Consider the following 15,023-nt stretch of genomic DNA (forward strand, 5'->3'; position numbering starts at 1 on the left):
GTCAGCGACGCAGCATCGCAAGCGCCTGTTGCGCGAGCCGGGCGAAGTCTGCCGCCTGGTTGCGCGCACCGGCACGCTGGCCGCCGATCAGGCACAGGTGGGCGACGCGGCCGGCGAGGTCCGCATCGGCCGGGCCGTCGATTCGCGTGCGGTACACCGAGATAAAGTGCGGCTTCGTTGATGTTTCCCGTTATCCCTGGATTCGCTCGGCGCACGGCCTGCCGGTCAACCCGCACGGCACGCTGGCCGACGCGAACGACGCCGATGTCGTGCTGTTCGCGAGCGGCAGGGAGGGCGTGCCGGCAGCGATCGCGGACGGCGCGTTTATCGGCGCATTCCGGCTCGACCCGGATCGTCAACTGATCGGTTCGATCTGTGTGTACGTCAATGTGCATCGTCCGGCTTCAATGCGCTGCGCAGTTGAAGGTACGCGCGCGCGTCCGCCTGCAGCGCATCGTACGGCTTCGCCATCGCACCCTGCAACTCGCCGAGCGCTTTGCGGCTGGCGGCCAGCACGTCATGACTGATCGCCTCCGCTTCCGGGTTGCCCGTCACTTCGGTGTCGCAGAACACGTCGTCGCAGGGCCGGGTCGTCGTCTGCGTCCACACGGTCCGGCCGTCGCGGAAGTATTGCTTCCACTGCATGCGGAACAGGACCGAGCGGTCTGCCGTGTCGATGTAGTAATCGATGTCGGCGCCGTAGCCGACGAGCGCGTCGTCGAAGAAGGTCCACGTCTCGGTCCGGATCGGCAGCGTCTGCTTCACCGGATACGCGTTGTCGAAGCGCGTGCGCAGTTCCAGTCGCCGGTACGGGCCGAATTCGATCAGGGACGCGTCGATGCCGGCCTCGTTGCGCCGATACCAGCGCGTCATGGCTGGCGTCGGCCGGATCGAACCGTACAGGCGCGTGACGCCGTGCGTGCCGTCCAGATCCAGCTTGACCTGCGCGGCGGCGATCCGGCCCGGCGGCAGCCGGCCGGGCGCGGCGCCGATCCTGACGCCGGCCGTCGTGTGGAAGTCGCTGCCGATATCGGACAGCGGGCAGCGCACGTTCCTGACCGACAGCGACATGCGCGGCGAGCTGGTCGTGAGCGCCGTCACGATCGGGATGGCGATTTCGGGCACGTTGACCGGCAGCAGCGCGTCGAGGCAATCCTGCGCGTAGCGCGGCGCCGCGCCGAGGTCATGGTCCTCGAAGCTGACGCCGTATTCGAGGCTGGGCGCGATCGGATCGAGCTGCTTGTAGTCGGGCGTGTCGGTCTTCGTGACGAGCGTGCGGTAGCCGGGCTGGCGCGTCAGCGCGTCGAGCGACAGGTCGACCAGGAACCACGCGATCGAATAGCCGCCGTCGAGCCGGTGCGGCAGGTCGAAGCTGATGGTGCGTGCCGCGTCGGCGCCGGCGCGCGGCGTGACCTTCGCGGGAAGACGCAGGATCTCGTCATCGACTTGCTGGTGCCACTGCGGCTCCGGCAGGCAGCCCAGGCCCGGGCTGCACGAGAACAGGCGGTATCGGGTGGTGGTGCGCACGTAATGCGCGACGACTTCGACGTGGTCCGGCAGCCGGCTGCGCAGGTCGGCATTTTCCGCCGGCGTGAGGAACGGCATGTACAGATCGGTGAGCGCGATCGTGATGTGCGACGTGCCGGGCGGCGCCTGCACGTCGCGCGGCTTCGGGTCGCGGGGCGACAGCACGCGCCACGAGAGGAGCGCCAGCGCGGCCACGACGGCGATCGTCACGACGCGGCGGCGGGTGGGCCGTTCGCGGCGCGCATCGGGGGAGGAGGACATGTCGTCGATTGTTGTTGTCGTGCGTCCCGCTTCGTACGCGGGATCATTTGAATTCGGCGGGCGGCCGGATCGGCCGCCGCGTCCGCCGTCACCGCTGCTGCGCGGCGACCTTCAGCCCGAGCGAAATGAAGATCGAGCCGATGATCTTCCCCTGCCAGCGCGTGAGCCACGTGAGCCGCTTCACGATGCGGCCGAGCGGGCGGATCGAGCACGCGATCAGCGTCGTGTAGAGCGAGCTGAGCACGACGAAGATCAGCCCGAGCACCGCGAACTGCACGAACGTCGAGCCGCGTTCCGGATGCACGAACTGCGGCATGAACGCGAGGAAGAACAGCGCGGTCTTCGGATTCAGCACCTCGGCGGGAATCGCCTGCAGGTATGCCTTGAGCGGGGTGACGGACGGCATCTTCGGCAGCGACGGATCGGACTGCTTCTCCAGCAGCGCGCGCACGCCGAGATAGATCAGGTACGCGGCGCCGATCCCCTTCACGACGTTGAACGCGAGCGCCGACGTCATCAGCAGCGCCGACAGGCCGACGGCCGCGAACAGCGTATGCACGAAGTCGCCGCTGGCGACGCCGAGGCCGGTCAGGATGCCGGTCTTGCGGCCGCCCTGCACGGTGCGGCTCAGCACGAGCAGCACGGCGGGGCCGGGAATCAGGAACAGGCCCAGGACGACGGCCGTGAAGGTGGTCAGCGTGGTCAGGTCGAACATGCGGGGCTCCGGGGCACGGCGTTGGGATGACGGATCGGGGCATTGTAGTCCGTTCGAATCCGCGCTGCCGGCGCGGACGACGGCGTGTGGCCGCCGCGCACGCCTACGTCTTGCGCAACCGCCCCAGCTCCTCCGCCAGAAAATCCACGAACGCCCGAATGCGCGCGGACATCTGGTGACGCTGCGCATACACCGCATAAATGTCGGCGCCCGGCGTTTCATGATCGGGCAGCACGACGACCAGGCGCCCGTCGGCGAGGTAGTCGCGCAGATCCCATTCCGCGCGCATCAGGATCCCGTGCCCGTCGAGCGCCCACTTCACGGCGATCTCGCCGTCGTTCGTCGTCAGGTTGCCGTTGATCCGCACGGCTTCCGTATGGCGCGCCGTGCCGCGCCCGCTCGTCAGGCGCCAGACGCCGTAACCCTCGTCCCCCTGGCGGATGCCGATGCAGTTGTGTCGCGTCAGGTCGTGCGGCGTGCCCGGGGTGCCGTGCCGCGCGAGATACGCGGGCGCCGCGCACAGCAGCCGGCGGTTCGGCGCGAGCCGCCGCGCGACGACGCGTGAATCGGGCGGCTCACCGAAGCGGATGCACACGTCGAACGCGTCGTCGGTGAGCGGCGGCGGCATCACCGACAACTGCAGTTGCACCGACACTTCCGGATACCGCGCGACGAAGCGCGAAATCGCCGGGCCGACGTGGCTGCGCCCGAAACCGAGCGTCGCGTTCACGCGCAGCAACCCCTTCGGGCGCTGCTTCGCGCTGCCGAGCAGTTCGCCGAGTTCGTCCATCTGGTCGAGGATCCGGCGCGCGTAGTCGAGATACACGTCGCCTTCGGGCGTCAGCATCATCCGCCGCGTCGTGCGGTTCACGAGCGTGACGCCCGCGCGCCGCTCCATCAGCGTGAGCCGCTTGCTGACGGCCGCCGCGGTCAGCCCGAGTTCGCGCGCGGCCGCGCTGAGACTGCCGGAGGCGGCGAGCGTCGAGAAGAAGCCGAGATCGGCCGGCTGGACGGTATCCGCCATGACGGGATTCATGAATTCAAGTTAAAGATGCTTTGATTCTAGCGCCGGTTCCTGCATTCCTGGTTGGATAAAGTGCGTTCACGCTGACGATCAATCGAGGATGTGCGCATGAAGACCTACCGTATCGCAACGATTCCCGGCGACGGGATCGGCAAGGAAGTGGTGCCGGCCGGCAAGCAGGTGCTGGAGGCGCTGGCCCGCGGCAGCGACCGCTTCGCGTTCGAGTTCGAGGATTTCGACTGGGGCGCCGACTACTACCGCGAGCACGGCGCGATGATGCCGGCCGACGGCCTCGACGCGCTGCGCGGCAAGGACGCGATCCTGTTCGGCTCGGCGGGCGACCCCGACGTGCCCGATCACGTGACGCTGTGGGGGCTGCGCCTGAAGATCTGCCAGGGCTTCGACCAGTACGCGAACGTGCGCCCGACGCGCATCCTGCCCGGCATCGACGCGCCGCTGAAGCGCTGCGGGCCCGGCGACCTGAACTGGGTGATCGTCCGCGAGAACTCCGAGGGCGAATATGCGGGCGTCGGCGGCCGCGTGCATCAGGGCCATCCGATCGAGGCCGCGACCGACGTGTCGATCCTCACGCGCGCCGGCGTCGAACGCATCATGCGCTTCGCGTTCCGGCTCGCGCAGTCGCGCCCGCGCAAGCTGCTGACCGTGATCACGAAGAGCAATGCGCAGCGGCACGCGATGGTGATGTGGGACGAGATCGCAAAGCAGGTCGCGCAGGCGTTTCCCGACGTGACGTGGGACAAGGAGCTTGTCGACGCGGCGACCGCGCGCATGGTCAACCGGCCGGCGTCGCTCGACACGATCGTCGCGACCAACCTGCACGCGGACATCCTCAGCGATCTCGCGGCCGCGCTCGCCGGCAGCCTCGGCATCGCACCGACCGGCAACATCGATCCCGAGCGCCGATATCCGTCGATGTTCGAGCCGATCCATGGCTCCGCGTTCGACATCATGGGCAAGGGGCTCGCGAATCCGGTCGGTACGTTCTGGTCGGTCGCGATGCTGCTCGAACACCTCGGCGAAGCGGACGCCGCCGCGCGCGTGATGCAGGCGATCGAGGCGGTGACGGCCGACCCGTCGCTGCACACGCGCGATCTCGGCGGCAGTGCGACGACCGCGCAGGTGACGGCGGCTGTCTGCGAGCGCGTCGGGAAAGTCGAGGTCGCGGCGTAAGCGGCGGCGATCTTCTGCCCGCGACTCGCGCATCCGACGCGAGCCGGGCAGCGGCGCCTGCGCCATCGGCGGGCGTCGAATGGCTTAACCCTATAGAGCACGGCTCGACCTCGAAGGAGGAGACACATGCAAGCGGATCTGGAAACCCGCGTCGCGCGGAAACTGATGTGGCGCATCATTCCGTTCGTGATGCTGCTTTATTTCGTCAGCTTTCTCGATCGCGTCAACGTCGGCTTTGCCGCCATGACGATGAACAAGGCGATCGGCCTGTCGCCGACCGCGTTCGGATTCGGCGGCGGCCTGTTCTTCATCGGCTACTTCCTGTTCGAAGTGCCGTCCAACCTGATTCTGCATCGCATCGGCGCGCGCCTCTGGATCGCGCGCGTGATGATCACGTGGGGGATCGTGTCGGCCGTGTCCGCATTCGCGTCCGGGCCGACGAGCTTCTACGTGCTGCGCTTCCTGCTCGGCATGGCCGAGGCCGGCTTCTTTCCCGGCATCATCCTGTACCTGAGCCTGTGGTTTCCCGCGAAGCAGCGCGCGGTGGCCGCCGCGTGGTTCATGGCGGCCGCGCCGATCTCGACCGCGATCGGTTCGCCGCTGTCGGGCGCGATCATGCAGATGCCGCCGATGTTCGGGCTCGCCGACTGGCAGATGCTGTACATCGTCGAAGCGCTGCCGGCGGTCGTGCTCGGCTTCGTCGTGCTCAGGTGCCTGACCGATTCGCCGTCGAAGGCCGCGTGGCTGCGGGCGGACGAGCGCGACTGGCTGGTCGCGAAGCTCAAGGCCGAAGCCGATGCGCGCCACACGCATGCCGGGCATACCGCCGGCGCGTGGCAGGCGCTGCGCGATCCGCGCGTGCTGGCGCTGGCGCTGATCTATTTCGGCACGTCGGCGGGGCTGTACACGCTCGGCCTGTGGGCGCCGTTGATGGTCAGGCAGTTCGGCTTCACCGCGCTGCAGACGGGCCTGCTCACCGGGATCCCGAGCGTCGCCGCGGTCGTCGCGATGATCGCCTGGGCGCGGCATTCGGATCGCAGCGGCGAGCGCACGTGGCACGTCGTGATTCCGTGCGTGCTCGCGTGCATCGGCTTCGTGTTCGCGGGGCAGGCGAGCACCGCGCTGCTCACCGTGCTCGCGCTGGTCGTCGTCAACATCGGGATCAGTGCCGCGAAGGCGCCGCTGTGGGCGATGCCGAGCGCGTTCCTGTCGGGTGCCGGCGCGGCGGCCGGCATCGCGATGATCAACTCGATCGGCAACCTCGGCGGGTTCGTCGGGCCGTTCGCGATCGGCTGGCTGAAGCACGTGACGGGTGGCTACGCCGCCGGGCTCTACGTGGTGGCGGGCACGCTCGCGGTGTCGGCGGTCGTCACGCTGATGCTGAGCCGCAAGGGCGCACAGCGGGAGGTCGTGTCGGGGGTGCGGCACAATCATTGAAGGGCGTGCGGCAATCGGCTTGAACGCGTCCTCACGACAAGTTCAGAAGCTGCGCTTTCGGTACCGCTACGTATCAGCCAAGGGTCCAGCGTTCACCATCGTTCGTGTCGATCATATTTTCAGCATATCGAATCGATGCCCTGCGTGCCGCCCCCGAGCTGGAAAACGGGGTGACGCCAGTGATTCTGAATGTCAGGCTGCGTGTCAGCGTGGAATCCGTGCCGCGAAGGCAGATTTTCACCGCGGCGTCGAAGCCGTCGTCGTAATCGTGTCCGGCTTGCAGGGTAGTCGGGGAATGGGGGTAGATCAGCGGGTAAATCTCGAACCCGCGATACAGGTGCATGCTCATGACGAACTCCTCGCGATCCTCGAGATCGCCGGACGAAGACGATCTTTCCGGCGCACGCCAGGCGCGGGGCAGATCAAGAAGCTGGAGGGGAAGGAGTAGGAGGGCGTGATGCGTGGCTAGCGAGTGCCGCGCGACGAGCAGTCAGGTGGTGAGTGGAGAGAAGCCGCCACACTGATGCGGACCATCATACGCGTATGCGGATGGAAGTCCACAGCCAATTTTCAAGCATTCGAGCGGCCGCCGCGCTGCATGTTCAAGGGTATGTAAGCAACCCCTGGACATGCTCGACGCGTACCTCGACCGAATCCCTGGGCACGGTCAATCGCGTGCGGCCAAGCAGTGCATCCGCGGGCGCGGTGCCGTCCGGGTTCAACGGTTTCATCTTGTTGAACGTGACGGAAAAGTAGTCCGGCGTGACCGTGGCCGACGCATAACCCTGCGCGTCGTGGTCGGCGTGAAGCAGGTCGGGGTTGTTCTTCATCAGGAACGCGTCGAGCTTGGCCGGAGTGGCCGCCAGCAATGCGAACGGCGTACCGCGCCATGCGGCTTTGATGTAGGAATAGAAGGACGTGCTGCTGATGCCGGCGCAGACGAAATCGACGATGACCGGCACCCCCGTCGCGGGATCGGGATCGTCCCGCACGATGCCGCACTGAAATGCATGCAGATCTCCGGTGATCGCGACGACGTTACGGATCCCGTGCTCCCTCAAGTAAGCGAGCAGTTCGTGCTTGTGCGCGGGATAGCCGTCCCATGCGTCGCAATCGACCACGAGGCGTGCGGCCGCATCCTTCGGCGCGCCCGGCATCACGAACCACAGACGGTTCAACATCACCTCGTTGCCCCATACCTTCCAGGTTGCCGGCGAGCCCTTCATCGCGGTTTTCCACCATTGCGTCTGCACCGGGCCGAGCATCGACGGCGCGCGGCCAAGCTGCGCGGTATCGCGCGCCTCGAAGCGCTGCAGCACGTCCTGCTTGACGAAGTAGCGCGAGCCGGCGGCGTCGTCACCGTGCACCGGGTCGTGCCCGTGTGCGCGCGCGACGTCAGCTTCGCTCACGACATGGTCGTCGCGATACAGCCGCTCGTCCGTCATCACCAGATGCATCAGCATGCCGAAACGAAAATCGCGATAGATGCGAATATTCGTGTACGACGGATTGTCCGGCTCGAAACGCACGTCGCCCCAATCCACCGGCATGTACTCTGCCCACGCGCGGCTGGCGTTGCGCCGCCGCCGCGTTTCCTGTCGCTCCTCGTTGGTGTAGACCTGATGATCCTGCCAGCAATCGTCGGAAAATTCGTGGTCGTCCCAGATCGCGATCATCGGCAGGCGCCGGTGCAGTGTCTGAAGGCGCGAATCGGTACGATAGGTGCGATAGAGCGTCCGGTAGTCTTCGAGCGTATCGGCATACGCGCGGCCGTCCGCGAGCCGCTTGCCGTCAGGCAGCCGCAGCGGAGGATGCGCCGCCTCGACAGCGCCGGGTTTTGCGGCCTCGACCGTTTCGTAGATATAGTCGCCCACGTGCACCACGAAATCGAGATCGCGTTCGGCGGCCATCAGCGTCATCGCTTGCCAGTGGTTGACGCTCCAGTCCTGACAGGTGAGCCACGCGAAGCGAACCTGTTCGTTGGCTTCGCCGGCCTCCGGTGCCGTGCGCGCGACACCGGTCATGCTGACGTCGTCGCCGGCGACGAACCTGTAGTGATAGGTCGTCTTCGGCGAGAGTGCCGTCACCTTCGCGCGCACGGTGAAGTCGTAGATGGCCAGCGCCTTCAGCGGTACGCTGGCGACGAGCGCCGAGAAATCGGGCAGCGTCGACACTTCGAGTCGTAGCGGTATCGCGCGTGCAACCCCTTTCGCGCGGCGGTGCGGTGTGTTTCCGGGAACCGGCACACATCGTGTCCAGAACACGATGGAGCGATCGCGCGGATCACCGCTGGCGACGCCCTGCGGGAACTGGTAGCGGCTCTTGCGTTCGTCGCCGGCAGAAGGGGCCGCACGCGGCGCATCGAGCGCGCCGACGGCAGCCGCAATGGTAAAAAAGGCCGACGACTTGAGGAAATGGCGACGATCCATCGATCCTCCCGCACGGCAGTCCTGGCTCCCGCCACCGAACACACGCGAGGGAGCAATCGATAGACGAGGCTACTGCGAAGACCCTGGCCTGAAAAGTCGTGAGAACCCCGCTTCGACACGCCGCGCGATATCCGCCGCACACGCGTCTGCCGACAACCGCGCCGTATCGACGAGACAATCGCTGAATGGCCGCGACGCATAACCTTCGCGATACATCTGCGCGATTCTTTCCCGCTCCCAATCCGTCAGCACACGCTCGCCGCGGTCCGACAGCGCGACCGCTTCCGGCGGCGCCAGCGTCGCGACGAACAGACGCGCCGAGCGTGCGCCGCATGCGGCGCGCAGCCGCTCGAATTCCATGTCGCCGATCGGGTATGCGACGACCAGAAAACGTTTGCGCTCTTCCGCGATGCAGCGAACGATGCGTTCCAGCGCGATCGCCCATTGCACGTCGAACGGTGCGTCTTCGGGCGCATCGTGATCGTCGCCGTCGATGAAGCGCGCATCGGGCAGCACGCGAGCGAGCGCGAGACCGATCGTCGTCTTGCCGCTGTTGATCGGGCCGTTCAGGTGGATGACGGTCAGGGGTGGCATCGAAGACATAACGTCGGAATGAAAGCAAAAAGTAAGTATAAGTGTATGAATTCGGAAAGAAAAATAATCGGTAAACATCCCTAAAGAATTATCGGGCGGCGCCGTTAGTGTTCAGCAGAAGTTTAAAAAGCATCAAGGCAACAACAAACCACACGACCAAACAACCGAGGAGCGCGCGGCCGACGCAGCCGATATCAACGCGCGAGCGATCGTCAATCAGGTGACAAGCGCGAATCCAATCTGCGGATGGCGGTGCAGGCGATTGCACGCGCGGCCTCGAGAAGCCCGGGCCGAATCATATCGACGATCTCCCCTTCTTCTCCTGTGATTTCTCCAAGGGCTGCGTTGGGCAAGGCACCATGCGGGACCCTCATTCCTGAATTTCCACGCAGACGCCACATTCGAAACAGCGGTCTGTTCGTTCACATGCAATCGGGTTTCACTAAACATGAAAATAAAGGCTGGACTCTGCGGGGCGTTGTTGTTGCTTGCGACTGCAACGGCATATGGACTGGGTGCACAAAGCGGGCAAGCGGAATCATCGGCGCCTGCGTCGTCCGCTCCTGCGATTTCAGACGCCGCCATCTCGCAGATTGGCGCGCGGGCTCGTGCATATGTCGTTGGCATCGGGGTGGATCCTGATTCTGAAAATGGGCGCATGCTTGTGCACTGGCTGGCCAAGATCGCGCAAGATCCGGAATATCGCGCCAACCTGGTTGCGATACCGGAACGCGGCGGCGCGTTCGCGAACATCATGCCGTCTCCGGAGGGCCGGCTGGCGATGCTGCGATTGATGAAGGAGCGGGCAAACGCATCGCGAAACGACTGCAAAAATGTGCAGCCGTCCGGAAATGATCTTGGGGCGATCGCGAAAACTCTCTCGCCGAAGGAATTCCGGAATACGCTGGATCTGATTGACCTCGTCCTGAGGCAACGGAGCGCGCAGCCGGGTGAGGGCGAGCGTTATACCGTAGCCGAGTTGCTCGACGTGGACGCGCGCCTCAATGCAATGGAGCCGCCCAAATCGCTTGCGAACGGCAGCGAACTCAATTCTTGCGCATTGTTCGCGTTTTCGATCGAGACCATCGAAACGCTGCCGGAGCCGGAGCGGCAACGCACGACATACGAGTTCTACAGGTTCATCATCGGCGGCAAGTCGGCGAGCGACAGTGTGCTCGGCGACCCGGTCGCGTACCTGGATGACGTGTTCGATGAGCGCCGCCTGCCGGATTCCATTCGGCGTCACCTGCCGCCCGACGGCAGCCGTCCGCTGCCCTATTCGCGTTTGATCGTGGACGGAGAATGGGTGAACAAGACGACGCCCGCAGACTCAGCGCCGTACACGGATACTTATGTCAATCGACGCAATAACGGCGTCCTGGCCGAGCTCATTACGTCGCCGAACAGTTCGGGAAAAACGAACTGGTCGAATTTCACCCTGACCTACGGCATTGCTGAGCTGCTTTCCCAGACCGTCGAGAGCAATCTCAACGTATCCAGGCTCGCCACGTTGAAGGACGACAAGGCGATCGCCATTGCAAACGAGCCGATGTTCAACGGAATGCATATCGAGATCTCCGTTCCTCAGCCGTCAAGAAAAGGCCAATTGTCACGGCGCTGCGAAATCGGGAAGACGGTATCCGCGTCGACGATCTTCGGCACATTGACGGGGGAGGCGGTCGAGCTGGATTGCAGTAGGGTCCGGAAGAACGGCACGACATCCCGTGTCCGTGCTGTCTGGCTGACCGATTACGGGATCGAACTGGCCAGGACGATTGACGACGAAGATGGCCGTACCGACGTCATCATCAAGAACGTCACGATCGTGAAGCCATGACGGTGACGGGTGAGTATCGACCGCGCATTCATACGAGTGCGCGAGCGTCATGCGGTGATGATGCTATTGGAGGCGACGCGTCTGCAGGTGTTGCGACGGCGGGTTGTCAACGCACCGACTTCGTTCATCATGCGTTGAAGCGGTCGGTTGGCGTCGTCGGGCTGATCGCCGCGCTGGCAGGTTGGCCGGAGGCTGTCCCGGCGTTACCGCTGATGCCGCGTATGGATGGCGCGATGACGCAGGCATTTCCGCTGCCGCTCGTCGACGACACAACGCCATGCGTGCTGACGATGAGAGGCCCGTCCTGGAGTGTTTCGCCGCTCGACAAGCCCGGGGTGCGACGCGACACCTGCCGGAAGGAAGCGGCGGCAGGCAACCTGACTGCCAGGGCCATTTACGGCGAGATGATGCTGTACGGCTACGCCGCCCGGCCGGACCTGACACGGGGTGTGGCGATCCTGACGTCGGCCGCAGGCGACGGGTCGGTGCTGGCGCGGCGGTCGCTCGGCAATCTCTATCGCGACGGCGCCATGTTGCCGCAGAACTACGCGCGAGCGCAGGCGTTTTTCGCGTCGGCGGCGCGCGACGGCGACGTCGAGTCGTCGAACCTGCTCGGCCAGATGAGCGCCAACGGGGAAGGGCAGCCGGTCGACGATGTTGCCGCCTACCGGTATTTCGTAGCGGCAGCTGACGGAGGTTCCGTCAATGGTGCAACCAATGCAGGGAAGCTCGCCCTGACCGGGCGCGGCGTATCGCGAGATCCCGCTGTCGCGGCGGCCTGGCTGTCGCGAGGCGCGGCAGGCGGCGATGCGAGTGCACAGCTCCTTCTCGGCTTGATGCTCGTGCGCGGCGATGGCGTGCCGCAGGACGCAGACAAAGGGGCGGCATGGTTGCGCATGGCAGCCGCTCAGGACAACGTCGACGCGTGGGCGGCACTGGGCAATCTCTATCTGAAGGGCATCGGTCGGCCGCGAGATGACCGTCGAGGCTTCAGCCTGATGTCAGCCGCGGCCCGGCGTGGCTCCGTGTATGCGCAGCGCAGGCTCGGCGAACTGTACGAAAGTGGAACGGGCATCGCCCGGGACGATGCCAAGGCGCGCGTCTGGTATCAGGAAGCGGCCATCGGTGGCGACACGTGGGCGCGGTTCGCGCTCTCGAACTACTACCGCGACGGTCGCGGCGGCCCGGTCGACCTCGAGGCGGCACTTGGCTGGATGCAGGGCGCCGCGGATGCGGGGCTGGTCGTCGCTCAGAACGACCTTGGCGTGATGCTGGAGAACGGCACCGGGACGAAGCCGGACCGCGCCGCCGCCAGGATGTGGTTTGAAAAGGCCGACGCACAAGGCTACGGGATCGCGTCGCTCAATCTCGCCCGTTATGCGTCCCGCGGCGACGGGGAGCCCGTGAATCTTCACAAGGCGTTTCAGCTTGCCAGCCGTGGCGCGGAGCGCGGCAGCGTCGCCGCGGCATTGATGGCCGCGAACATGGCATGGCAGGGCCAGGGCACGCCGGCGGATCGAACGCAAGCGATGCAATGGTTCCGGTTTGCCGCGGATCGCGGCAATGTCGAGACAGCGCGGTGGATCGGCTTTCAGTATCTGTCCGGCGCCGCGGTGCCACGCGATGAGCAAGTCGCGCTGCACTACCTGAAGCTTGCGGCGGACGCCGGCGACCCGACCGCCGGCGTGTGGCTGGGCGCCTATCTGGCCGAACACCAGATGTCCCATGCCGGCAAGACGGGCCTTCAATGGCTGGAGGCGCTCGCGAGCCGGCAGGTTTCCGACGCTTACTTCGCGCTCGGCTACGCATACTGGCGCGGAAAGTCCGGCGGGCCCGATCCGAAGGCTGCACTCGACTGGTTTTCGCGCGGGGCGAAACTGGGCGACCCGGCGTCACAGACCTGGCTGTGTGCCACGTATGCGGACGAAGGCAGCAAGTCGAGCCGGCGGCCCGACGCAACGCGCTGGTGCCGAATGGCCGCAGACAAAGGCAATGTCGGTGCGATGCGCGTGCTTGCATCAGCCGAAGTCAACCTTGTTGCTGCTGACGAACGCGCCTATTGGCAGTGGAAGCTCGCCGATCGCGGCGAGCGGAAATATCAGTCGATGCTGGGCGATGCGTACGATCTGGGCGACGGCGTGCCGGTGGATTTCGATGCCGCGATGTACTGGTTCCGCCGGGCAGCGGAACAGGGTGATGTGTCGGCCCAGGCGTCGCTCGCCTGGCATCTGTCGGTCGGCTTTGGCGGGCGGACCGACGAATACGAAGCGTTTTCGTGGGCGCTGCGTGCCGCTTCGGCGAGCGCCGAGGCGAAGCGGATGGCGGGTATCGCGTATCTCTACGGCCGCGGCGTGGGGCGCGACCTGACCGCGGCCCATACCTGGATTGAAAAGGCGGTGAGTGCCGGGTCGCAGTGGGCCGAAAGCGATCTTGCGTTGTTGTACGAAACCGGAGCGGGTGTGCGGCGTGATGAGGCAACCGCGCTGGATTGGCATCGGCGCGCTGCCGGACGCGGCTCGGAGGTGTCGGAGATCGCACTCGCGTTGCGCGGCGTGGAGGCGGGAGAGGAGTCGCGGCTTCCGTCCAACGAGACGCGGTGGCTGGTGCCTGCCGATGCGACCTCGACCCTGTGGAGCGGCGCCACCGATCGCAGCTGGGATGGACTGTCGTGCCTGAGTGTTGCCCTGTTGGGGGATCCGTTCATGCAGTACGCCGTCGGCATGCGGTTTCTGGTCGGTAATGGCGTACCGAGAGACAGGGCGCTCGGTGCCGCGTGGATCGCACGGGCTCGCAAGAGTTTTGACGCCGTACCCGAGTTCCGGAAGTATGGCGCCGCGACGGCGATCATCGAACAGCGGCTTGCGCAGCGATTGGGGGACGACGAGAAGCGGCGGGCGGCAGATATCGGAGCGAATCTGGTTGCGACGGTGCGTTAGGGCGGGGTGGCCCCGCGTCGAATTCACGCGAACCGGGAAATCGGCAGTGTCGGCAGGGGTTGAAATTGATGGTTTGTCGGACTGCGAAATAGTGAGTGTCCAGGGCGCTTTGACTATGGCTTATGTGCATTGTGCTGTTGTAAACGAATCGTGTCCGGTCTGCGGGCAGGGTAGAGTCCTGGTGGCTGCCGAGAAGGACGGTCATTCTCTCTTTGCCTTCTGCGAGGATTGTGAATCCGAGTGGAACGAACCCGGCGAATCACGCGACGCGTCCTCGGCCACTCGCGATCGGCATACCTTCTCGCGTTGCTTGCAGCCCGATGAGCTGGTGGGGCATCAATGGTATCTGTTGGTGCTAAATCGATGACGCGATGCGGCACCACATTTTTCGAGAAAGCCGCCGACGGGACTCTATCTTTGCATCTTTGACGAAGGTGGAACGGAGTGTTGCCGAGGCTACTGGCGATGGTCGCACATAAAATCTACGATCAGGTTCGGTTCCGCGAACACAACAAGTCTCACTCCCCGGCAACCTCCAGATTCCGCAACGGCACCCACCCCGCATCTTCGCGCGACACGCGTTCGCACCAGACCCATCCATTCAACGTCCGGGCCCCGATCAGCATTTCGCCGGCATCAACATCCAGCTCCCGGGCCGTGTAGTCTTCCAGCGCACGACCCGTGCCGTCGGGAAGCCGCTCGATGACTTGCAGCGGAACCCAGCCTCCCGCCTGACCGGGCGCGGTGCAGAAAAACCAGTCATCCCAGCCCTCGGGGCCTTGATACTTTTCGCCAATGACGAGCGGATCGCCTTTGTTGAGCGTGATGGGATTTGGATAGTCACTTCGATGCGGTTTGGTCACGACGTAGTTCACAGTGATCTCTTGCGTTCGTTGGTTAATGGGATTGACCGGAGCCCCGATTCATCGAACCTCAGAGCGAGGTTTTGCCACTCGGAAATGCGAGCACTTCAACTCTTGCCCAACTAGAGAGTGAGTTCGCTGTTTCTGTTGCTCCTTCTCAGTTCACGAACTTGGCATCGACAACGATCACGTCAACCCAAGCTCGCTCG

At 65.1% G+C, this 15,023-nt stretch carries 12 protein-coding genes; 4 read left to right on the plus strand and 8 right to left on the minus strand.

The genetic code is table 11. The annotated features are described in order from the left end of the window. Nucleotide 1 precedes the first annotated feature (1 nt). From WT26_RS36205 to WT26_RS23155, 4 genes are all read right to left on the minus strand, one after another. A complete protein-coding gene (locus WT26_RS36205) occupies nt 2-157 on the minus strand; it encodes a hypothetical protein (RefSeq protein WP_196222187.1) in 156 nt (51 codons plus the stop codon). A gap of 227 nt (nt 158-384) precedes the next feature. Further along, nucleotides 385-1,788 carry a hypothetical protein gene (locus WT26_RS23145; RefSeq protein WP_069270943.1) on the minus strand — a complete coding sequence of 468 codons (1,404 nt, stop codon included), beginning with the start codon at nt 1,786-1,788 and terminating at the stop codon, nt 385-387. A gap of 88 nt (nt 1,789-1,876) precedes the next feature. Beyond that, a complete protein-coding gene (locus WT26_RS23150; RefSeq protein ID WP_069274041.1) occupies nt 1,877-2,503 on the minus strand; it encodes a LysE family translocator in 627 nt (208 codons plus the stop codon). Between the two features lie 103 nt (nt 2,504-2,606). Next, nucleotides 2,607-3,527 (minus strand): LysR substrate-binding domain-containing protein, encoded by a 921-nt coding sequence (locus tag WT26_RS23155; RefSeq protein ID WP_069275117.1) that lies wholly within the window; start codon nt 3,525-3,527, stop codon nt 2,607-2,609. A gap of 108 nt (nt 3,528-3,635) precedes the next feature. Here WT26_RS23155 and WT26_RS23160 point away from each other — a divergent pair, with 108 nt between their 5' ends. Then, complete coding sequence (locus WT26_RS23160) at nt 3,636-4,718, plus strand: tartrate dehydrogenase (protein ID WP_069274042.1); 1,083 nt, start codon at nt 3,636-3,638, stop codon at nt 4,716-4,718. A gap of 126 nt (nt 4,719-4,844) precedes the next feature. After that, nucleotides 4,845-6,155 carry an MFS transporter gene (locus WT26_RS23165; protein ID WP_069274043.1) on the plus strand — a complete coding sequence of 437 codons (1,311 nt, stop codon included), beginning with the start codon at nt 4,845-4,847 and terminating at the stop codon, nt 6,153-6,155. A gap of 73 nt (nt 6,156-6,228) precedes the next feature. On the opposite strand, the gene WT26_RS23170 is transcribed toward WT26_RS23165, so the two are convergent. From WT26_RS23170 to WT26_RS23180, 3 genes are all read right to left on the minus strand, one after another. Then, the gene (locus tag WT26_RS23170; RefSeq protein WP_059587048.1) at nt 6,229-6,504 is read right to left on the minus strand and encodes a hypothetical protein; all 276 of its coding nucleotides are present in this window, start codon (nt 6,502-6,504) and stop codon (nt 6,229-6,231) included. A gap of 253 nt (nt 6,505-6,757) precedes the next feature. Next, nucleotides 6,758-8,584 (minus strand): alkaline phosphatase D family protein, encoded by a 1,827-nt coding sequence (locus WT26_RS23175; RefSeq protein ID WP_069274044.1) that lies wholly within the window; start codon nt 8,582-8,584, stop codon nt 6,758-6,760. A gap of 69 nt (nt 8,585-8,653) precedes the next feature. Beyond that, nucleotides 8,654-9,178 (minus strand): shikimate kinase, encoded by a 525-nt coding sequence (locus WT26_RS23180; RefSeq protein WP_069275118.1) that lies wholly within the window; start codon nt 9,176-9,178, stop codon nt 8,654-8,656. A 448-nt stretch (nt 9,179-9,626) separates the two neighbouring features. On the opposite strand from WT26_RS23180, the gene WT26_RS23185 reads away from it, so the two are divergent. Both WT26_RS23185 and WT26_RS23190 read left to right on the plus strand, forming a co-directional pair. Beyond that, complete coding sequence (locus WT26_RS23185; protein WP_069270946.1) at nt 9,627-11,015, plus strand: hypothetical protein; 1,389 nt, start codon at nt 9,627-9,629, stop codon at nt 11,013-11,015. Nucleotides 11,016-11,248: 233 nt separating this feature from the next. Then, nucleotides 11,249-13,951 carry a tetratricopeptide repeat protein gene (locus WT26_RS23190; RefSeq protein ID WP_231130512.1) on the plus strand — a complete coding sequence of 901 codons (2,703 nt, stop codon included), beginning with the start codon at nt 11,249-11,251 and terminating at the stop codon, nt 13,949-13,951. Between the two features lie 518 nt (nt 13,952-14,469). On the opposite strand, the gene WT26_RS23195 is transcribed toward WT26_RS23190, so the two are convergent. Further along, nucleotides 14,470-14,826, minus strand: coding sequence for an SH3 domain-containing protein (locus tag WT26_RS23195; RefSeq protein ID WP_069270948.1), 357 nt, complete (start codon nt 14,824-14,826; stop codon nt 14,470-14,472). Between the last annotated feature and the right edge of the window lie 197 nt (nt 14,827-15,023).

The sequence above is a fragment of the Burkholderia cepacia genome, from assembly GCF_001718835.1.
Taxonomy (GTDB): Bacteria; Pseudomonadota; Gammaproteobacteria; order Burkholderiales; family Burkholderiaceae; genus Burkholderia; species Burkholderia cepacia_F.

Excerpts from the sequence above, each read along its gene's own strand:
- WT26_RS23145 (WP_069270943.1), bottom strand. The coding sequence starts at position 1,788 with ATGTCCTCCTCCCCCGATGCGCGCCGCGAACGGCCCACCCGCCGCCGC.
- WT26_RS23150 (WP_069274041.1), bottom strand. The coding sequence starts at position 2,503 with ATGTTCGACCTGACCACGCTGACCACCTTCACGGCCGTCGTCCTGGGC.
- WT26_RS23155 (WP_069275117.1), bottom strand. The coding sequence starts at position 3,527 with ATGGCGGATACCGTCCAGCCGGCCGATCTCGGCTTCTTCTCGACGCTC.
- WT26_RS23160 (WP_069274042.1), top strand. The coding sequence starts at position 3,636 with ATGAAGACCTACCGTATCGCAACGATTCCCGGCGACGGGATCGGCAAG.
- WT26_RS23165 (WP_069274043.1), top strand. The coding sequence starts at position 4,845 with ATGCAAGCGGATCTGGAAACCCGCGTCGCGCGGAAACTGATGTGGCGC.
- WT26_RS23170 (WP_059587048.1), bottom strand. The coding sequence starts at position 6,504 with ATGAGCATGCACCTGTATCGCGGGTTCGAGATTTACCCGCTGATCTAC.
- WT26_RS23175 (WP_069274044.1), bottom strand. The coding sequence starts at position 8,584 with ATGGATCGTCGCCATTTCCTCAAGTCGTCGGCCTTTTTTACCATTGCG.
- WT26_RS23180 (WP_069275118.1), bottom strand. The coding sequence starts at position 9,178 with ATGCCACCCCTGACCGTCATCCACCTGAACGGCCCGATCAACAGCGGC.
- WT26_RS23185 (WP_069270946.1), top strand. The coding sequence starts at position 9,627 with ATGAAAATAAAGGCTGGACTCTGCGGGGCGTTGTTGTTGCTTGCGACT.
- WT26_RS23190 (WP_231130512.1), top strand. The coding sequence starts at position 11,249 with ATGACGCAGGCATTTCCGCTGCCGCTCGTCGACGACACAACGCCATGC.